The following is a 19,637-nucleotide window of genomic DNA, read 5'->3' on the forward strand; positions in this document are numbered from 1 at the left end:
GACCCATGCATTTCCAGCGGCTCAGACTGGTCGGCTTCAAATCCTTCGTCGATCCGACGGAAGTCCACATTGCGCCGGGCCTGACCGGCATCGTCGGCCCGAACGGCTGCGGCAAGTCGAATGTGCTGGAGTCCCTGCGCTGGGTGATGGGCGCCAATTCGGCCAAGGCCATGCGCGGCCAGGGCATGGATGACGTCATCTTTGCCGGCGCCGCCGACCGGCCCCCGCGCAGCCATGCCGAGGTTTCGCTCAGCATCGACAACACCCAGCGGCGCGCGCCCCAGCCCTTCACGGACTCGGCGGTTCTTGAGGTCTCTCGCCGCATCGACCGGGGCCAGGGGTCGACCTATCGCATCAACGGCAAGGAGGTGCGGGCCCGCGACGTCCAGCTGCTGTTCGCCGATGCCTCGACCGGCGCCAACTCGCCCGCCCTGGTCCGTCAGGGTCAGATCAGCGAACTGATCGCCGCCAAGCCCCAGAACCGCCGCCGTATTCTGGAAGAGGCCGGGGGCGTGTCGGGCCTGCACACCCGCCGGCACGAGGCCGAGCTGCGCCTCAAGGCCGCCGAGACCAACCTCGACCGGCTGGACGATATCGGCAAGGAGCTGGAGACCGCCCTCACCCGTCTGAAGCGCGAAGCCCGTCAGGCCGAAAAGTACCGCAAGATCTCCGCCGAAATCCGGGCCCTGCAGTCCGCCGTGCTGCTGGCACGCTGGAAAGAAGCGGTCACGGCCCGGGACGAGGCGGTGACGGCCCTGCGTGAGGCCGAGGCCGAGGTCGGCCGCACCGAACTGGCAGCCACTCAGGCCCGCACCGAGTCGCTAAAGGCCCAGGAAGGGCTCAAGCCGGCGCGCGAGGAAGATGCCGTCGCCGGCGCCGTCCTGCACCGGGCGACCCTCGAACGCGACCGTCTCGACATGGCCGAGCAGGCCGCCCGCGCCGAGGTCGACCGCCTGACCCGCGAAGCCGAGCGTATCGCCGCTGATCTGGCCCGCGAGACCGAAATGGCGGGCGATGCGGACGCCGAGCTGGCGCGCCTGTCTGACGCCGTGGCGACGCTCGCGGCGGAGATTGAGGCCGCCCCCACGCGCGGACCCGAGCTCGACAAGGCCTTCGAGGACGCCGACGCCGCCCGCCGGACGGCCGAGGCCGAGGTCGAGCGACTCACGTCGGAACTGGCCGCCGTTCAGGCCCGCGCCCGCGCCGAGGCCGCCCGGCGGCAGGACGCGCAGTCCCGGCTCGACCGGCTGGAGGCCTCACGCCGCCAGACGGCCGCTGAACGCGAGGCCCTCCGCTCCGTCGATGCAGACGCCCGTGCCGAGGCCGACGCCGCCCTCACGAGAGCCCAGGCTGATCTGGAAGCCGCCCGCGACGCCGTGGAGCAGGCCGAGGCCGAACGGGGCGATCTGGCCCGCGCGGAACAGGAAGCCCGCACGACCGCCCGCACGCTCGAGGACCGTTTGGGCCGCCTGCAGACCGAGGCGCGGGGTCTGGCCCAGTTGCTGGCCCGCGCCCGCCGGGACCACGCCCCGGCCCTCGATTCCGTTCAGGCGGACCGCGGCTACGAAGCGGCGCTGGCGGCGGCGCTGGGCGAGGATCTGGATGCTGCCCTTGACCCGGCCGCCACCGCCCACTGGGCCGGGGCCGACGTCCCGGCGCCGACGTGGCCGGACGGCGTCATTCCCCTGTCGGAGCACGTCACGGCCCCTGACCTTCTGGCCGCCCGCCTCGCCTGGTGCGGCGTGGTGTCGGACGAGGATGCCGGCCGCCTGCCGCGCAAGCTGCCGGTCGGCGCCCGTCTGGTGACGGCGAGGGGCGACCTCTATCGCTGGGACGGTCTGGTTGTGCGCGCCGAGGCGCCTCGTCCCGCCGCCGTCCGGCTGGAGCAACGCACCCGCCTGTCGGAGGTCGAGACCGAGATCGATCAGGGCCGCCCGGCGCTCGACGCGGCCCAGGTCGAACTCAAGGATCTGACCGATCGCCTCCGCGCTGCCGACGAGGCTGTCAAATCCGCCCGACAGGCCCCCATCACCCTCGACCGCACCGTCACCACCGCTCGGGACCGGGTTGAGGCCCTGGCCCGCGAGGCGGCGCGTCAGGAAGCCCGCGCCCAGTCGCTCGATGAAACCCTCGCCCGGCTGGACGAAGACCTTGCCGCCGCCCGGACGGCACTCGACGCCCTGGCCGAAACCGAGGCGCCCGCGTCCGTCGCCGAGCTGGAGCAGGGCGTGACCATAGCCCGCGAGGCAGCCGAGGCCGCACGCGCCGCTGCCGCCCAGGCCCGTCTGGATCGCGATGCCGAGGCCCGTGCCGTCGAGGGCCGGGCCCGCCAGCTCGACACCCTGACCCGCGAGCGGAACGCCTGGTCCACCCGGGGCAAGGAAGCCCGCGCTCGCGTGTCCGCTCTTGAGGCCGCACAGGCCACCACCGCCGATCAGCTCCAGTCCGCCGCCCAGGCCCCGGACCAGTTCGTCGACAAGCGCAACACCCTGTTCGATGCCCTGACCGCCGCCGAAACCCGCAAGAAGGCGGCCTCAGACGCCCTCGCCGAGGCCGAGACCCGCGCGGGCGACGCCGACCGGGCCTCGCGGGCCGCCGAGTCCGCAGCGTCCCAGGCGCGCGAGGCCCGGGCCGGTCTGGTCGAGCGCGCCCGCGCCACAGAAGACGCCCTCGATCTCGCCGTGAACCGCCTGCGCGAAGCGGCGCAAATGACGCCCGAGGCGCTTGAAGCCAAGCTGTCCGAGGACGCGGTTGCCCGGCCCGCCGATGTGGCCGGGGCCGAAAGCCTGCTGGCCGGGCTGGAGCGCGAGCGGGAGCACCTCGGCGCCGTCAATCTGCGCGCCGAGGAAGAGGCCGGCGAATACACCGAGCGGCTGGACGCCATGCGCACCGAGCGGGCCGACCTGACCGGCGCCATCGCCCGGCTTCGCGACGGCATCGACGAATTGAACGCCGAGGGCCGCGAGCGCCTGCTGGCCGCCTTCGACATCATCAACGACAACTTCAAGGCCCTGTTCGAGGCCCTGTTCGATGGCGGTCAGGCCGAGCTGAAACTGGTCGAGAGCGACGATCCGCTGGAGGCTGGCCTCGAAATCTTCGCCTGCCCGCCCGGCAAACGGCTGGCCGTCATGAGCCTGATGTCCGGTGGCGAGCAGGCCCTGACGGCCGCCGCCCTGATCTTTGCCGTCTTCCTCGCCAACCCGGCTCCGGTCTGTGTGCTGGATGAGGTCGACGCGCCGCTGGACGACGCCAACGTCGATCGCTTCTGTCGCATGCTGAACGAGATGCGGAACCGCACCGACACCCGCTTCATCGTCATCACCCACAATCCGGTGACCATGAGCCGCATGGACCGACTGTACGGCGTCACCATGCCCGAGCGCGGTGTGTCCCAGCTGGTCAGCGTCGACCTGAAACAGGCCGAGAAACTGGTAGCCTAGCGGCTTGCCAATCGGTTGTACGGCGGGCAGATTTCGCGAATAGCGACTGAGCGGCTCCCGCCCCGGCAGAAACAGACGGCCCTTCAGCGCGCCTCCAGCGGCAGGGTCGGCACCGGCAGCTCGCCCTTCAGCCTGCGCACCTGGAAAGATCTCGCTCTGGATCACAGCGGTCCCGGCCTGACGATGACCGGCCTGATCATCGCGGCCTTTGTCTACGCACTGTTCACAGGCGGCCCGGTCCGATGGGCCTTGACCGGCCCCCTGCTGGCGGAGGGGCAGTTTTACCGGCTCCTGTCCCACATGTTCGCTCATCTGAACCTTTCCCACCTCTGGTTCAATCTGGCGGGCCTTCTCGCTCTCAGCCCGGTTGTCTATTCGAGATTCGGAAAGGGCTGGCCGGCCTGGTCTCGCTACTCCTTGCTCTACTTCGGCGCGGGCCTGGCGGGCGCCATCCTGTTCCTGGCCTTCCATCCGACCAGTGACATCCCCATGCTCGGGGCTTCGGGAGCCATTTTCGGCCTGTGGGGCGCAGCATCGCGCGTGGGGCCGGAGCCGGAGCCGGTACCTCTATGGTCGAGGCAGGTGGGCCTGGCCGTGCGGGGCGCGGTCGTCAGCAACCTTGCGATAGTCGGGCTTCTGTTTGTGCTCACCCGGACGACAGGCGGCGGGATCGGCCTCGCGTGGGAGGCTCATCTGGGCGGCTTCCTCGCCGGACTGTTCCTGATGCCATACCTGATGCAGGAAGCCGGCGTTGGTCTCACCGCCGCCGCGCCGACCTCAGATCATCCATGATCGGGCCGATCAGGTGCCAGGGCTCCACGCAGTAGCGGTGGAACAGGCGCCGGGGGTCGACCGCAAGCCGGTACAGCCACTCCAGGCCGAGCTTGCCCATCCAGCGCGGTGCGGCCTTCTGCACCCCCGCCTCATAGTCAAAGGCGGCCCCGACGTTCAGCACCACGCAATCCGGCAAGGCATCCAGATGGTCGGCGATCCAGATTTCCTGACGGGGCATCCCCATGCCGACCATCAGCACCTGGGGCGCAAACGCCTCCACCTTGCCTAGCAGCGCCTGATTGTCCGGTGAGCCCGGCGCCGCGTCGAAATAGCCCGAGTGCACCGCCAGTGCGACATTCCGATGCCGGCTGCGCAGGCGCTCGGCGGCCAGATCGGCCACCCCGTCCGCGCCTCCGATGAACATGACGCGCCAGCCCTTGCGATCAGCAAGCGCCCAGAAATGTTCGCGCCAGTCCAGATAGGTCGAGCGATGCTTGCGCCGCGTGCCTCGTCCAACCAGCCGCCCAAAGGCGATCAACGGCGTCGAGTCGATCTGCACCAGATCGGCCCGGGCAAAGAAATCCGCGACACGCGGCTCGTTGCGGATCAGATGCAGGCTGTGAAGATTGTGGTTGGCGATGACCGCCTTCTCGCCGGCCTCGACCCAGGCCGTCAGCTGATGCATGACCTCCTCGGGCCGCACCTTGTCCATCACCTGACCCAGCAGGCGGATGCGTTCGCCCTCGCGGCGGCTCAGACGATGGGGTACACGAGCCCGCCGCCGCCGGTCCGGCAGCGCAACCACGTCGGACATCCCGAGCTGATCGTCGAACATGGCGGCACTTTAGGGCGGCCTTCTGAAAACGAGGTGATCGGATGCGGTTAACGAAATCTGCCCTTCTGGCCCTGGCGGCCGGCCTTGTCGCGGAACCGACCCTGGCCCAGTCACGCGAGCCGCACCTGGTGATGAGCGGCGTGGGGCGGTTCGCCGTCTTCGTCGACCTCTCCACCCGCGAAGCGACGGACCAGCAGGTCCGCATCCGCACGCTTCAGGTCGCCGAACCGGGCTTTCAGGTGGAGGGCCAACCCTATTGGGGCGGATGGTCGTGGTGGATGTTCGACTGCGCGGAGCGGACTGCCGATAGACTGGATTTTGCCTCGATCCTCGAAGGCGGCATTGAGGGTCCGGTCGTCGCGGACCCCCAGCCGGCCTTCCCTGCGTCGCCCGGGGGAGACGCCGCCGAAGTGCTCGGCCTGGCATGTGCCACAGAGGCGCCGGACACGCCGGTCTTCACCTCGGTGGAAGACGCGGTGGCCGAAGGGCGTCGTCAGATGCTGCTCTAGCGCGCTGGCGGACTCGTGATCACCCGCCCCTGTTCAACACGTGCCTGTTTCGTCATGGTCAGGAACAGTCAGGGGGGCCTGACAATATTTTGCGGTACCACGGGTTCACGCAACAGGAGCATTCCATGTCCACCAAGATCACCCTCGCTGGAGGCGTTGCTGCCCTCGTCATGCTGGCTGCCGGTACCGCCTCGGCGCAGAGCGCCCCGCTGAACTATGACCAGCATCTGACCTGCTCGGCGATGTTCTTCGCCTTCTCAAAAATCCAGTCGGATCCGGACGATGTCAGCGCCCTCGAAGCCGCGACCGGCGTCATGCTGAACCGCGCCCAGGCCCTGCCGGCGGCCAATGGCCTGTCGGAAGATCAGGTTATCGAGGCCGCCGTCGGCCAGGCGGTTGAGATTATGGCCCAGATGGACGCCCAGTCCTCGATGAGCGCCAAGCAGAACGTCGTCTACAACTGGGGACCCGGCCTGGACCGCTGCCTCACGGCGGTGCTTGAGGAAGAATAAGCCACCCCGATCGACCGGCCGTCAGGCCCCGGTCTTCGCCGGGGCCTGATCCCGTTTCAGACCCGAAGGTCCCGACCATGCTTTTCGCCACTGCCCTCACCCTGTCGCTCGCCCTCGCTCCGGTTCAGGATCCGGAGCCATTGACGCTGGATGTGGCCACCTTCTGCGCAGGTGTGTTCTTCGCCCATTCGCGCCAGCCCGAAATCGCTGAACTGGACGGGGTCGAGCTCTACGAGCAACTGGTCGTCGTTTTCCTCGACCGGGGCGAAGCCCTTGGCGCACCCGCCGGTCTGGACCGTGAGGCCGTGATTTCGCGCTCGGCCAATGCGGCAGACAGGCTGACCGCGACCCTGGCCCAGCAGGAGACAGCGGAAGCGCGCACTACCATGCTCAACCAGTGGTTCGAGTTGGAACAGGCCTGCGTGGCTGCAGCCGAAGTCAGCGAACCCCTGGACTAGGTATGCGCGGCCTGCGCCTCGACCAGGTCGGCCAGACGCGCCGCCGCTTCGGGCAGGGCCGCAGAGCGAGCGCCCTCTGCCATCTTCGCCAGACGGCCGGACTCACCCAGAATGCCTTCCAGCGTAGCAGCCAGACCATCCACGGTGAGGTCGTCCTCGAGGATCAGCACCGCGCCCCCGGCCTCGACCAGACCCCGGGCATTGAAGCGCTGGTGGTCATCGGTCGCGATCTTGAGCGGCACCAGAATGGACGGCAGGCCCACGACGGCCAGTTCCGTACAGGTCGAGGCGCCGGCCCGGCCGATCGCCAGATGCGCCTTGCCCAGCCGCGCGGCCATGTCGCCGAAGAAGGGCGCCACCTCGGCCTTGACCCCGGCTGCGGCATAGGTGTCGCGCGCGGCATCGATGAACTCCGGCCGGGCCTGTTGCACCACAACCAGTCGCCTGCGCAGCTTGTCCGGCAGTGCCGCAATCGCGCGCGGGACCGTGTCCGACAGGATTCGCGCGCCCTGGCTGCCCCCCGTCACGAGCAGGTGGATCGCCCCCCGCGCACCCGGAGCCTCATAGGGCTTGTCTTCCAGGGCGGCGATCGGCGGGCGAACCGGGTTGCCGACCACCTCCAGCCGGTCCTTCAGGCTCTCAGGCAGGCGCCCGAGCGTCGGAAAGGCCGAGGCGACCATCCCGACCCGCTTGGCCAGCAGGCGGTTGGTTCGTCCCAGCACCGCATTCTGCTCGTGGATCAGGGTCGGCAAGCCCATGCTCATGGCGGCCAGCAGCGACGGCGCCGACGGATAGCCGCCGAAGCCGACGACCACCGAGGCGTCCAGCCGGCGAAAGGCCCTGCGCGCCTGCAGGACGCCCGCCGCGATCTTGACCCCTGCCTTCAACAGGCCCACCGGCCCGCTTCCGGTCGCGGAGTCGAGCGCCAGCCGTTCGTCGGCCGGGAAATGTTCGGCAAAGGCCTGACCGCGCCGGTCGGTCGCCAGCACGATCCGCCATCCCCTGCGGGCCATCTCCTCGGCCAGCGCCTGGGCGGGAAACAGGTGTCCGCCGGTTCCCCCGGCAGCGACGACACAGGTTTTGGTCATGGCGGTCCTACGACAGTATGCGGCCCAGCTGCGGAGCCGGGCGACGCCCGGTCCCCGGCTCGTAGGCGCCCGCTCGCCTGCGGGTCAAGGCCAGCGCCAGCCCCATCGTCAGGCCCATGGCCATCATCGACGAGCCGCCATAGCTGATAAAGGGCAGGGTCATCCCCTTGGTCGGGATCAGGTTCAGGTTCACTGCCACATTGATCGCCGCCTGCAGGCCGATCAGCATGAACAGGCCGGCGGCGGCCGTCTGCTCGAACGGATCGTTCAGGCGCATGGCCCGCGACAGGCCGCGCACCACGATGAAGGCATAGAGGCCGATCATCAACAGCGACAGGATCAGGCCAAACTCCTCCGCGCCGACGGAATAGATGAAGTCCGTGTGCAGGTCCGGCACGTGGCGCTTCATCACCCCCTCGCCGACCCCGCGTCCGAACAGGCCCCCGGCACGGATGGCCTCGGAGGCGCGGTCGATCTGGTGGGTGTCCTCCTGCCCCGGTGCCAGGAATTTCGCCACGCGCTCGCGCACGTGATCGAACAGGAAGTACAGCGAGAAGATGCCGGACATCACAAGCCCGCCCAGCACCGCCATCCACTTCAGCGGCACCCCGGCCATGAAGAAGACGGCCATGAAGGTCGTGGTGATCAACAGGGTCTGGCCGATGTCGGGCTGGATCAGCAACAGGCCGACGGTCACTACATAGAAGCTGAATGCGATCGAGACGCCGGGCACGCCCTGCCCCTTCTGGCCCTCGGCGAACATCCAGGCGGCCAGCACGATCAGGGTCGGCTTGGCGAACTCGGACGGCTGGAAGCTGAACGGGCCGATCAGGATCCATCGCGTGGCGCCCTTGGCCTCATTGCCCAGTATGGGCAGCACCGCCATGACCAGCAGGGCCGCAATCAGGGTGAAGACAGCAACCCGCCTGACCCCGCGCGGCGACAGCAGCGACGTGCCCAGCATGGCCACCAGTCCGACCGAGGCGAACACGATCATACGGATCGAATAGTGGAACGGGTTGGACAGCCGCTCATCCGCCATGATGGCGGCCGGGCTCGAGGCGAACGACAGGGCGATGCCGATGGCCATCAGGCCCAGTGCCGCCAGCACCAGCCCGCGATCCACCGTCCAGAACCACTTGGCCAGCAGGCTCTGGTCGCTCCGGGAAAAGGGCGGAACATAGGTCTGGGTCATGCGGCCACCTCGGGCTGGGCGCCAAGCGACAGGGCGGCGGCGCGGAACGCCTCTCCCCGTACCTCGAAGTCGGGAAACTGGTCGAAACTGGCGGCAGCGGGGCTCAGCAGCACCACCTCCTCGCGGCCGGTCGCGGACGCGGCCTCGAACGCCTGCTGGACGGCGCTGGCCATGTCGCCGCTGATCCGGTGGGGCACCTCGGCCAGGGCCGCCGCGAACGGCCCGGCCGCCTCGCCGATCAGGAAGGCTTCGACCACACGCGGGAACAGCTCCGTCAGGTCGTCGATCCCGCCGGCCTTGGCCCGCCCCCCGGCGATCCAGAACACCCGGTCATACGCTGCCAGCGCCTGCCGCGTCGCATCGGCATTGGTGGCCTTGGAGTCATTGATGAAGCGCACACGCCCGATCCGCCCGACCGGCTCCATCCGGTGCGCCAGTCCGGGGAAGGACAGCAGGCCCTCGACGGCCCCCTCATGCGCCACGCCCAGCGCGCGCGCGGCGGCATGGGCAAAGGCGGCGTTCTGCGCATTGTGGCGCCCGGCGAGGGAGGCGGCACCGGACAGGTCCACCGGCCCGTCCAGCGTATCGACGCCGTGGCTGCGCGGCAGATAGGCCCCTTCGGCGCCCACCATGATCGCGTCCTTGAGCCCGGCGGCAACCGTCCGGCCCCAGCGCTCGTCAACGCCGACCAGCGCGACCTGCCCTGCGCCAAGGTTCGCGAATATCCGCGCCTTGGCCGCGACATAGCCCTCCATGCCGCCGTGCCGGTCCAGATGGTCCGGGCTGATGTTGGTCAGGATCGCCACATCGGGCGCGAAGGTGGTGGTCAGGTCCAGCTGGTAGGACGAGCACTCGATCACATAGACCGCCCCCGGCGTCGGCTTTGGCAGGGCCAGCACGCCGATGCCGATGTTGCCGCCCATGTGCACCGTCATCCCGGCCTGCTTGAGGACCCAGGCGGTCAGGGCCGTGGTCGTCGACTTGCCATTGGTCCCCGTGATCGCCACCACCTGCGGCCGCTCGCCCTCGGCCAGCGCCGCCAGCGCCCGCGCGAACAGCTCCAGATCGCCGACGATCTCAATCCCGGCCTCCTTCGCCTTATCGACGGACCAGTGCGGAACCGGATGGGTCAGGGGCACACCCGGCGACAGCACCAGGGCGGCAAAGCCCGACCAGTCGGCGGTCGTCAGGTCCTCGACGACAAATCCCTCGGCCCCGGCCTGCATGCGGCTGGAAATGCCGTCATCCCACAGCACCGGCTCAGCGCCCCCGGCCTTGAGGGCGCGCGCCGCCGTCAGTCCCGACCGTCCAAGGCCGAAGACCGCGACCCGCCTGCCCTCGAAACCGGGAACCGGGATCATCGTCTATCTCAGTTTCAGGGTCGCCAGACCCGCCAGCGCCAGCATGGCCGACACGATCCAGAACCGGATCACCACGGTCGACTCGGGCCAGCCCATCTTCTCGAAATGGTGGTGAATCGGCGCCATCAGGAAGACGCGCTTTCCGGTAGCCTTGAAATATCCCACCTGGATCATGACCGACAGGGCTTCCAGCACGAACAGGCCGCCGACGATGCCCAGCACCAGCTCGTGCTTGGTGGTCACGGCGACGGCGCCCAGCGCCCCGCCCAGCGCCAGCGAGCCGGTGTCGCCCATGAAGATCTTCGCGGGCGGGGCGTTGTACCACAGGAACCCCGTGCCCCCGCCGATGATGGCCGCGAGGAACACCGACAGCTCACCGGCGCCCGGCACATGGTGGATCTGCAGATACTCTGAGAAGGCAAAGTTCCCGGCCAGATAGGCAATCATGCCGAACGCGGCCGAGGCCATCATGACCGGCACGATGGCCAGGCCGTCCAGCCCGTCGGTCAGGTTCACCGCATTGGAAAAGCCGACGATGGTGAAGGCCGCGAACGCCACATAGAACCAGCCGATGTTCAGCAGCACATCCTTGAAGAAGGGGAAGGCGACCGAGGTCTCGAGCCCCGCCGAGGTCGAGGGCGTCATCCACAGCACGGTCAGCACGCCCGCGATCACGGCGACGACCGTCTGGGCGACCAGCTTCTGTTTCGAGGTCAGGCCGGCCGAGCTCTGCTTGGTCACCTTGGAATAGTCATCGACGAAGCCCAGCACCGCGAACGCCAGCGTCACGCCCGACACGATCCAGATGTAGGGATTGGTCAGATCCCCCCACATCAGCACCGCCACGGCAATGCCGGTCAGGATCATCAGGCCGCCCATGGTCGGGGTGCCGACCTTTGACAGGTGCGAGACCGGGCCATCGTCGCGGATCGGCTGGCCCTTGCCCTGCTTCTTGCGCATCCAGGCGATGAAACGGCTGCCCATGGCCACGGCCACGATCATGGCGGTCGCCAGCGCCAGCGCCACGCGCACGGTCTGGTACTGCACCAGATTCAGCAGCGGATAATCCTGGGCGACGTCCGCATAGTAGAGATAGAGCAGGTAAAACACCTCAGACGGCCTCCTTAAGCCCCATCGTCAGAATTCAGGGCAGCCAGCGCCGCCGCAATCAGTCCGGCGCGCGAGCCGTTCGATCCCTTGACCATGACCAGGTCGCCGTCACGCACCAGGGCGTCGACGTCTCCGGCCATGGCGGTGGCCGTCTCGCGCCACTCGCCGCGCCGGCCTGCGGGCAGCGCCTCGTGCAGGTGGCGCATCATCGGTCCGGCCGTGTGGACCACATCGATGCCGCCATCCGCCAGCGGCCCGGCCAGTCCCGCATGCATGGCTTCGGCCTGGTCGCCCAGCTCCAGCATGTCGGTCAGGAAGACCACGCGCCGTCCGCCCTGCGGGAGGGTCCGGGCCCCCAGGCTGCGGAATCCCGCCGTCATCGACAGCGGATTGGCGTTATAGCTCTCGTCGATCAGGGTGAAGGCCTCGCCCCCGGCCCTGCGGATCTGGCGCACCTGTCCCCGGCCCGCCAGCGGCGCGAACCCGGCCAGCGCCGTGAGCGCGGTGTCCAGCGACACCTCCATGGCCCGCAGCACCGTCAGCACCGCCAGGCTGTTCAGGCCCCAGTGATAGCCCGACTGGCGCAGCCGGAAGTCCAGCGCCTGCTCCTCGACCACGGCCGAGACCGTCGCCCCCTCGGCGTCCGGCTGGAAGTCCAGCAACCGCGCTCCATGGTCGGCGGCGCTTCCGAACAGTCGCACCTCGGCGCCTTGCTCACGTGCGACATCGGCCAGCAGCCGCGTCCACGGATTGTCCCCGTTGATGACGGCGATGCCCCCGGGCTCCAGACCCTCGAAGATCGCCGCCTTCTCGCGCGCCACCCCGGCCTCGCCGTCGGCGAAGGCCTCGATGTGCACAGGGCCGACCGTGGTCACGCAGGCCACGTGCGGCCGGACCATCTTCGACAGGGGGCCGATCTCGCCCGGCGCATTCATGCCGATCTCGAACACCGCCCGCTCGGTGTCGCGTGGCATGCGCGCCAGCGTCAGCGGCACGCCGATATGGTTGTTGTAGCTCTTGACCGAGGCGTGGGCCCGGCCGGCCAGATCAAGGCCGGCCTTGATCGCCTGGGTCACGCTGGTCTTGCCGACACTGCCGGTCACCGCAGCGCGCCGGGCCGGGGCCCTCACCCGTGCCGTCTCGCCCAGAGCCTCAAGCGCCCTCAGCGTGTCGCCCACCTCGACGAACGGCCCGCCCTCCACCGGCCGCTCGACCAGGGCTCCGGCCGCGCCGGCCTCAAAGGCCCCTCTCGCGAACTCATGGCCGTCCCGCACGCCCTTCAGCGCCACGAACAGCTTGCCGGGTTCGATCTCGCGGCTGTCGAAGGCGACGCCGTCGACGACGAAGGTCTCACCCCTCAGCCGGCCCCCGGTCGCCCGGGCAATCTCGTCTGCCGTCCAGAGCGGCGCAGTAGGGGTTTCAGGCATGAACGCTCAGGGCCTCACTGGCGACGGTCACATCGTCGAACGGGTGCACGGTCGCCCCGACGATCTGACCCTGCTCATGCCCCTTTCCGGCGATCAGCACCACATCCCCGTCTTCTGCGCGCTCGATGGCCGACTGGATAGCCATCCGACGGTCCCCGATCTCCTCGGCATCCGGACAGCCGTTGCGGACCTCGGCCCGGATCGTCGCCGGATCTTCGGAGCGCGGATTGTCATCCGTGACGATGGCGACATCCGCCAGCTCGGCGGCCACCTGGCCCATCAGGGGGCGCTTGGCCCGATCCCGGTCCCCGCCGGCCCCGAACACGACGATCAGCCGCCCGCGCGTATGGGGGCGAAGCGACTGCAGCACGGTCTGCAGACCATCGGGCGTATGGGCGTAATCGACATAGACCTCGGCCCGGCCCCAGGAACGGCCGCCCTGCACCCGCTCCAGCCGGCCCCGCGCGCCCTCGATCTTCTCCAGCGCCGCCAGCACATCGCCGATGGCCGCGCCCCCCGCGATGCACAGGCCTGCGGCCACCAAAACGTTCGAGGCCTGGAAGGCGCCCGCCAGCGGCAGCAGCACCTCATGGCTCTCGCCGCGATAGTCGAGCATCAGCCGCTGACCCTCCGGCAGGGCCTCGCGCCCCGTCAGGGTCAGGTCGCGACCCCGCTGGCCCACGCCCATGATGTTCAGGCCCGACATGATCCCGGCTGCGGCAAAGCGCGAATAGGCGTCGGAGTCGGCGTTCAGCACCGCCGTCCGGCCGCGCGGCAACAGGGTCTCGAACAGTCGCAGCTTGGCCGACCGATAGGCGTCCATGTCACCATGATAATCCAGATGGTCCTGCGTCAGGTTGGTAAAGGCCGCGGCCTTCAGCGCCACGCCGTCCAGGCGCCGCTGGTCGATCCCGTGAGACGAGGCTTCCAGCGCCAGATGGGTGACCCCGCCCGCCGCCATGTCGGCCAGCAGGCGCGCCGCCTCGGCCGCATCGGGGCTGGTCAGGCCGGGGCCGGTCAGGGCGGTCAGCTCGCCCTTGCGCTGCACGGTCGCGCCGAGGGTGCCCATACTGGCCGAGACCAGACCCATGTGCGCCCAGATCTGGCGGCAGAAGGTGGCGACCGACGTCTTGCCATTGGTGCCCGTCACGGCGACGCAGGTGCGCGGCTGGGCCCCGTAGAAGCCCCGCGCGGCCAGCGCATAGGCGCGGCGCACGTCGCCTGCGGTCACCAGCACCGGTGCTGCACCGGCGGGCGTGTCGGAGGGGGCCAGCACGGCAGCGGCGCCCCGCGCCAGGGCCTGGGGGATGAAGGCGCGGCCGTCCTGGGCCGTGCCCGGCAGGGCGACGAACAGGCTGCCGGCATCCACCTTGCGGCTGTCGGCGGTCACACCGGTGATGACCGGGTCGGCGGGCACGTCCCGCTTGAGAAGATCGGACAGACGCTGGCCCTGCATCACAGCGAGGCCTCCATGTCCTTGAGCGTCGGATTGGGGCGTCCGTCGGCCAGCTGCCAGGCATCGTCCGCGCGCTTCACACCGACGAAGGGCGCGATCCGTTCGGCGATCCGTCCGACGGCCGGCGCGGCGACGAAGCCGCCGGTGCGCGGATAGCTGCCCGGCTCATCGACCAGCACCAGAATGGCATAGCGCGGCGCATCCAGCGGCCCATCGCTGGGGAACACGCCGATGAAGGTGCCGACCGCGACCGCCGGGTCATAGCGGCTGCCGGTCCATTTGTTGGCCGAGCCGGTCTTGCCGCCGACGCGCAGGCCCGCCGCATTGGCCCGACCGCCCGAACCGCGCACCACATTGCGCCGCATCAGGTCCAGCATGTTCACACTGGTCTGGGGGCTGACGACCTGTTTCGGATCAACCCCTGCGCCGCCCTTGCGCAGGCTGAGCGGCACATAGCGCCCGCCGTTGCTGAGCGCGCCCACCGCCGTGATCACCTGCACCGGCGTCACCATGATGCCATAGCCGAACGACAACGACGCCAGCGTCGAGGGCGACCAGTCGCGCGGCACCCGCGGCGCGGCCGATTCCACCAGCTCGATCGGCGCCCGCTCCAGCAGGCCCAGCCGCCCGAAATAGTCCTTCATCACATCGGGGCCCATCTGCACCGCGAGGCGCGAGGTGCCGATGTTGGACGAGTGCAGATAGACCTCTTCCAGCGTCATCACCCGGTTCTGGGCGTGGAAGTCCGTGATCCGGCGATTGCCGATCATGAAGGGCTCGGAGGCGTCGAACAGGGTCGCCATGTCCGCCGCGCCGGTGTCCAGCCCGGCCGCGACCGTGAAGCTCTTGAACACCGAGCCCATTTCATAGTGGCCCGAGGTCGCCAGATTGCGCGAGCCGCTGTCGGGCCAGCTGGCCATGGCCAGCACCTCGCCCGTCTGGACATTGGTGACGATCGCCACCCCGGCCTTGGCCTGGGTCTCGGCCATGGCCGTGGCCAGCTCGCTTTCGACCACGCCCTGGATGCGCAGGTCGATCGACAGGGCGAACGGTTCACCCGCCGCGCCATCGGCCCGCAGTTCCTTGTCAAAGGCCAGCTCGACGCCGGAGATGCCCTGCCCGCCCGTGTCGGTCGCGCCGATCAGGTGCCGGGCCTGACCGCCCTCCAGCGGATAGACGCGGCCATCCTCCATCGAGAAGGTCACCCCGCCCAGGCCCAGGTCGTGCACCTTCGCCCGCTCCTGCGGGGTCAGGCCGCTGGCGACGATCACCTGACGGTCGCCCCACAGCGCGCCCTTCAGCCGGTCGGCATCCAGCTCGGGCATGGCGCGCCGGATTTCGCGGAAGGCCACATCGCGGTCCCAGACCTGCGAGGGGTCGATGAACATGGCGTAGAAGATGACGTCGGTGGCCAGCAGCCGACCATTTCGATCGGTCAGGTCCGCCCGACTGCGGTCCGAGGCCACGCCGGCATAGCCTGCGTCCACGGGTTGCAGCAGGGCCGCATAGCCGGCCCTCAGCGCCAGACCGCTGAACACCACGCCGAAAACGGCCATCACCAGAAAGATGCGGACCCGGCTGTCTTCCTCGGGCCGGGCGTCGGCGCGGGCACGCTCGAAGCCGTGCTCGATCCACCACACCGCCTCCGCCAGCCAGCGCCACGAGGGCGACAGGCGCCGCGCCCGGCTTTCCAGATCCTTGAGCGGGCGACGCGCGGACGGCCGCCGCATCGACGAGGGATGGTGCTGGACGCTCATTGCGCACCCTCCGCCACATCCGCCGGTGCCGCGTCGGCCTCCGCCGGTACAGGCGTGACATCCTCGCCGGCCGGTGCCGCGACTGGCGCCTCGGGCGCATCCTCGCCGATGGGGGCCAGACCGGCCTGACGGGACAGGGCCTCCAGTCGCGCCGGGCTCTCGAGGCGCGCCACCTCGGCCCGCAGCATGCGAACCCGGAGCGAGGACTGGTCGATCTCGCGCTCCAGCTGGGCTATGCGCGAGGTCTCGCGCGCCGCCGACGCCTTGGTCAGATAGACCGACAGCAGCATGGCCGCGACGCACAGCAGGCCGAAGATCTCGACCCAGCGAACACCGCGCACCTTCCAGTCGAACAGACGGCGGACCATCGTCATGCGGCCAGCCTCCCCCAGGCGGGAGCTGCTGTCCGCACGGCGGCCCGCAGCCGGGCCGAGCGGGCGCGCGGATTGGCGGCCAGCTCTGCCTCTCCGGCGTCGACCGACCCCTTGAACTGCAGGGTGAAGCTCGGCACCCGGGGCTCGACCTTCTGCGGGGCGTGGCGCGACCCGCCGGGCGCGTTGCCCGTGCGCTCGGTCAGGAAGCTCTTGACCATCCGGTCTTCCAGAGAGTGGAAGGTCACCACCGCCAGCCGCCCGCCTTCCGGCAGCACCGCCTCGGCGCCTTCCAGCCCCCGGGCCAGTTCGCCCAGCTCGTCATTCACGGCGATGCGCAGGGCCTGGAACACCCGTGTGGCCGGATGGGTGGGCGCCCCGCGCCGTCCGCCCAGCGCCGCCTCGACCACTTCGGCCAGATCCAGGGTCCGCTCGAACGGGCGCTCGACCCGGCGGCGCAGGATGGCCGTGGCGATCCGGCCAGATTGGCGCTCGTCGCCGTACAGTTTGAAGATATGCGCCAGCGGACCGTGGTCCCAGCTGTTGACGATATCGGCCGCGCTCTGGCCTTCGCGCGACATGCGCATGTCCAGCGGGCCGTCCTTCATGAAGGAAAAGCCGCGCTCGGCCTGGTCCAGCTGCATCGACGACACGCCTATGTCGAACACGACCGCATCGACCCGCGCCTCACCGTCCAGCACATCGGCCAGCTCCGAGAAGGCCGAGCGGATCAGGCGGAACCGGTCCGGAAATGCTTGCCTCAGAGCCTCGGCATGGGGCTCGACCGTCGGGTCGCGATCCAGCGCGATCACCTCGGCGCCCGCCTCCAGAAAGGCACGCGAATAGCCGCCGGCGCCGAAGGTGGCATCCACCACCCGCTGACCGGGCGCCGGGCGCACCGCTTCGATCACGGCATCCAGCAGGACGGGAATGTGCGGCCGACCGGTGTCGGTCATGAGCCCGCCCCCTCGACCTTCAGCTGGGCCGCCAGCCGCAGCGCGCCCAGTTCGGCAATGCCCGCGCGCGCCAGCTGTCGGCGCTCGGCCCGGCGCGCCACCCAGGCCTCGCGGTTCCAGATCTGGAAGCGGTCGCCCAGCCCCACGATCACCACCGTCTCGCCCAGACCGGCATCCTGGATCAGGCTTTCCGGCAAGGTTACGCGCCCGCCGCCGTCAAAGGTCAGCCGGGTCTGTTCGCCCAGCACCTGCCACTCCAGCGCCGAGCGCTGCTCGGACCCGAACGGCAGGGAGCGGATCATTTCGACATAGGTGGCGAACAGGGGGTCCCCGCCGGCCTCGAGACAGTCAGCCTCGATCGACGGAAAGACGAAGATGGCGTGCTCGGCCCCGTTTTCGGAGGTGCGGAAGTCCTGCGGGATCAGCAGCCGCCGCTTCGCGTCCAATTGTTTCTCGACCGTCGAGAGAAACACCCCGTCCACTCGGACCCGTGAGGCCCGCCCCTTGGCTTACAACGCGACGCCCAGCCGACGTCAGACACCCCAAATCATTCGACTGGGATAGCATGGGATGAAATGGGTCTCAATGGGATTAGTTGACGATCCTTAACCATAAGGACGGTCCAGAACTGTCATCTCGACTGCAACAATGAGAACATACAGCGAACATGCCAAGTATTAACAGCCTGTGGACACAGTGTGCGCCACCTTTGCGCTCAAAGGGTTAACGGGCGCTCGGCCTCAAGCAGCGAGCGCCCGCGGCGCGAGCGGTAGGCAAGGAAGACGCTGCCTCAAGCAGCGAGCCGCCGCGCGGCGAGCGATAGGCTCTCCAATAAAAATGCCAGACGGTCTGTAAGCCGGGTTCTGTACCGCCCGGAGGCGGTGACGATCATTCCTCTAGGCCGATCGTTGCCGACCGGCTCCAGCAACCAACCCGGACGTCTGGGGCGGTGACCCCCGCACGGCAAGCCGCGCGCGACATCCCTATTCGGTCTTGCTCCAGGCGGGGTTTACCGTGCCGTCTCCGTTGCCGTCGACGCGGTGGGCTCTTACCCCACCCTTTCACCCTTCCCGGCCTCGAAAGACCGGAGGTTTGCTTTCTGTGGCACTGTCCCTCGGGTCACCCCGGGCGGGCGTTACCCGCCGCCTTTTCACCGTGGAGCCCGGACTTTCCTCGCCGGGGCCGAAACCCCGCCGCGACCGTCCGACCGTCTGGCGACCGACAGATGCGCCCTGTCACGAGCCGCGTCAATCGGAGGGGCCTAGGAGGGCAGCACGCCCGTCCGGCTCTCGGCGCTGGCCAGTTGCAACAGGCCGACCAGGCGCGCACGCGTTTCGCCATCGGCCTCGCCGTCCACGCGGTCCTGCCGCCAGTGCCGCTGGAACGCGGCCACCGAAAGACGCAGGTCCTCGTCGTATTCGGCCCTCGGCGCGATGCCATAGCCCAGCCGGTGCAGGCCCGCGCTCAGCACGGTGACGCCCAGTCCCGTGTCCCCGACCCTGAGCGGCGCACCCAGAGCCGCCACCCGCTCCGGCGCCGGCTCGAACCACAACCCGTGGCCCTCGCCTGCCAGACGTTTCCACGGAAAGCGCTCGCCCGGATCCTCCTTGCGGTCAGGCGCCAGGTCGGAATGGCCGATGATGCGGCTGTCGGGGATGGTCCAGCGGCTGCGGATGTCGGCGATCAGGGCGATCACCGCATCCACCTGCGCCTCGGGAAAGTCGCGATAGCCCCACTCGTGCCCGGGATTGACGATCTCGATCCCGATCGAGGCGGCATTGCAGTCGGCCTCCCCCTGCCAGCTGCCCTTGCCCGCGTGCCAGGCGCGACGCTCCTCGGGCACCAGGGCATAGAGGGTGCCGTCCTCGTCGACGACATAGTGGGCGGACACCCGCGCCTCGGCGTCGCGCAGCCGTGCAATGGCCTCCTCGGCCGTCTGCATGCCCGTATAGTGGAGCACCAGCATGTCGGGCGGGGCCCGGCGGGCGTCGAAATTGGGAGAGGGCGCGGCCCGCAGTTCCAGCGTCACCGCCGCCTACCGGCCTGACCGTTCCCAGCCATAGGCGACCCAGGTGCCGTCCACCTTGTGCGCCTCGATGACGGTGTCGTCCCCGTCCGTGCGGCGACGGCCCTTCTGCCCACCCATGGAGCGGCGCGCGCGGCTGGACATACCCATCAGGAACATCACCACCCCCGCGACCACGGCAATGACGGCCACGGCGATGGCGGTGAACACGGCGAGAAGCGCGCCGACGGCCATGGCACAGCCGGCTGCGATCAGACCTCCCAGCCAGAGCAGCGGCCGGAACAGCCCGCCGCGCCCTCCGTCGATGCGCGCCGTGGCGGCTCCGAGACTGTCAAAGCGAGGTCCAGACGAGGTCATACGCA

At 69.4% G+C, this 19,637-nt stretch carries 18 protein-coding genes and 1 other RNA gene; 5 read left to right on the forward strand and 14 right to left on the reverse strand.

The window, feature by feature from the left end; translation table 11 throughout:
• Positions 1–5: 5 nt before the first annotated feature.
• Positions 6–3,440 (forward strand): chromosome segregation protein SMC, encoded by a 3,435-nt coding sequence (gene smc / locus J7346_RS00320; protein WP_209116633.1) that lies wholly within the window; start codon positions 6–8, stop codon positions 3,438–3,440.
• A 183-nt stretch (positions 3,441–3,623) separates the two neighbouring features.
• Positions 3,624–4,232, forward strand: a complete 609-nt coding sequence (locus J7346_RS00325; RefSeq protein ID WP_209116635.1) for a rhomboid family intramembrane serine protease — start codon at positions 3,624–3,626, stop codon at positions 4,230–4,232.
• Here J7346_RS00325 and J7346_RS00330 read toward each other — a convergent pair.
• Positions 4,198–5,049, reverse strand: a complete 852-nt coding sequence (locus J7346_RS00330; RefSeq protein WP_209116637.1) for a WecB/TagA/CpsF family glycosyltransferase — start codon at positions 5,047–5,049, stop codon at positions 4,198–4,200. The two genes, J7346_RS00325 and J7346_RS00330, sit on opposite strands and share 35 nt — an antisense overlap.
• A 41-nt stretch (positions 5,050–5,090) precedes the next feature.
• On the opposite strand from J7346_RS00330, the gene J7346_RS00335 reads away from it, so the two are divergent.
• The 3 genes from J7346_RS00335 to J7346_RS00345 all read left to right on the forward strand — a co-directional run bounded on the left by J7346_RS00335 (position 5,091) and on the right by J7346_RS00345 (position 6,528).
• Complete coding sequence (locus J7346_RS00335; protein WP_245157526.1) at positions 5,091–5,558, forward strand: hypothetical protein; 468 nt, start codon at positions 5,091–5,093, stop codon at positions 5,556–5,558.
• A 125-nt stretch (positions 5,559–5,683) separates the two neighbouring features.
• Positions 5,684–6,070, forward strand: a complete 387-nt coding sequence (locus J7346_RS00340; RefSeq protein WP_209116639.1) for a hypothetical protein — start codon at positions 5,684–5,686, stop codon at positions 6,068–6,070.
• A 77-nt stretch (positions 6,071–6,147) separates the two neighbouring features.
• Positions 6,148–6,528: a hypothetical protein gene (locus J7346_RS00345; protein ID WP_209116641.1), complete on the forward strand. Its 381-nt coding sequence runs from the start codon at positions 6,148–6,150 to the stop codon at positions 6,526–6,528.
• Here the strand turns inward: J7346_RS00345 and murG are convergent.
• The 13 genes from murG to J7346_RS00410 all read right to left on the reverse strand — a co-directional run bounded on the left by murG (position 6,525) and on the right by J7346_RS00410 (position 19,632).
• A complete protein-coding gene (gene murG / locus J7346_RS00350) occupies positions 6,525–7,616 on the reverse strand; it encodes an undecaprenyldiphospho-muramoylpentapeptide beta-N-acetylglucosaminyltransferase (RefSeq protein ID WP_209116642.1) in 1,092 nt (363 codons plus the stop codon). The two genes, J7346_RS00345 and murG, sit on opposite strands and share 4 nt — an antisense overlap.
• Positions 7,617–7,623: 7 nt before the next feature.
• Entirely contained in the window at positions 7,624–8,811 is a 1,188-nt protein-coding gene (ftsW, locus tag J7346_RS00355) for a putative lipid II flippase FtsW (RefSeq protein ID WP_209116644.1), read from the reverse strand.
• Positions 8,808–10,172 (reverse strand): UDP-N-acetylmuramoyl-L-alanine--D-glutamate ligase, encoded by a 1,365-nt coding sequence (gene murD / locus J7346_RS00360; protein WP_209116646.1) that lies wholly within the window; start codon positions 10,170–10,172, stop codon positions 8,808–8,810. Before murD ends, ftsW begins: the two co-directional genes overlap by 4 nt.
• 3 nt (positions 10,173–10,175) lie before the next feature.
• Entirely contained in the window at positions 10,176–11,282 is a 1,107-nt protein-coding gene (gene mraY / locus J7346_RS00365) for a phospho-N-acetylmuramoyl-pentapeptide-transferase (RefSeq protein WP_209116648.1), read from the reverse strand.
• Between the two features lie 14 nt (positions 11,283–11,296).
• A complete protein-coding gene (murF, locus tag J7346_RS00370) occupies positions 11,297–12,709 on the reverse strand; it encodes a UDP-N-acetylmuramoyl-tripeptide--D-alanyl-D-alanine ligase (RefSeq protein WP_209116650.1) in 1,413 nt (470 codons plus the stop codon).
• Complete coding sequence (locus J7346_RS00375) at positions 12,702–14,165, reverse strand: UDP-N-acetylmuramoyl-L-alanyl-D-glutamate--2,6-diaminopimelate ligase (RefSeq protein WP_209116652.1); 1,464 nt, start codon at positions 14,163–14,165, stop codon at positions 12,702–12,704. The genes murF and J7346_RS00375 overlap by 8 nt, the downstream gene beginning before the upstream one ends.
• Positions 14,165–15,922 (reverse strand): penicillin-binding protein 2, encoded by a 1,758-nt coding sequence (locus J7346_RS00380; RefSeq protein WP_209116654.1) that lies wholly within the window; start codon positions 15,920–15,922, stop codon positions 14,165–14,167. Before J7346_RS00380 ends, J7346_RS00375 begins: the two co-directional genes overlap by 1 nt.
• Entirely contained in the window at positions 15,919–16,296 is a 378-nt protein-coding gene (locus tag J7346_RS00385; protein WP_209116656.1) for a cell division protein, read from the reverse strand. Before J7346_RS00385 ends, J7346_RS00380 begins: the two co-directional genes overlap by 4 nt.
• Positions 16,293–17,249, reverse strand: coding sequence for a 16S rRNA (cytosine(1402)-N(4))-methyltransferase RsmH (rsmH, locus tag J7346_RS00390; protein WP_209116658.1), 957 nt, complete (start codon positions 17,247–17,249; stop codon positions 16,293–16,295). The genes J7346_RS00385 and rsmH overlap by 4 nt, the downstream gene beginning before the upstream one ends.
• The gene (locus J7346_RS00395; protein WP_209116660.1) at positions 17,246–17,722 is read right to left on the reverse strand and encodes a division/cell wall cluster transcriptional repressor MraZ; all 477 of its coding nucleotides are present in this window, start codon (positions 17,720–17,722) and stop codon (positions 17,246–17,248) included. The genes rsmH and J7346_RS00395 overlap by 4 nt, the downstream gene beginning before the upstream one ends.
• 363 nt (positions 17,723–18,085) lie before the next feature.
• Positions 18,086–18,464: RNase P RNA component class A (gene rnpB / locus J7346_RS00400), an RNA gene on the reverse strand.
• 46 nt (positions 18,465–18,510) lie between these two features.
• Complete coding sequence (locus tag J7346_RS00405) at positions 18,511–19,278, reverse strand: N-acetylmuramoyl-L-alanine amidase (RefSeq protein WP_348521427.1); 768 nt, start codon at positions 19,276–19,278, stop codon at positions 18,511–18,513.
• A 6-nt stretch (positions 19,279–19,284) separates the two neighbouring features.
• A complete protein-coding gene (locus tag J7346_RS00410; RefSeq protein WP_209116662.1) occupies positions 19,285–19,632 on the reverse strand; it encodes a hypothetical protein in 348 nt (115 codons plus the stop codon).
• Positions 19,633–19,637 lie beyond the last annotated feature (5 nt).

It is taken from the genome of Brevundimonas sp. A19_0 (assembly GCF_017744255.1).
Lineage (GTDB): Bacteria > Pseudomonadota > Alphaproteobacteria > Caulobacterales > Caulobacteraceae > Brevundimonas.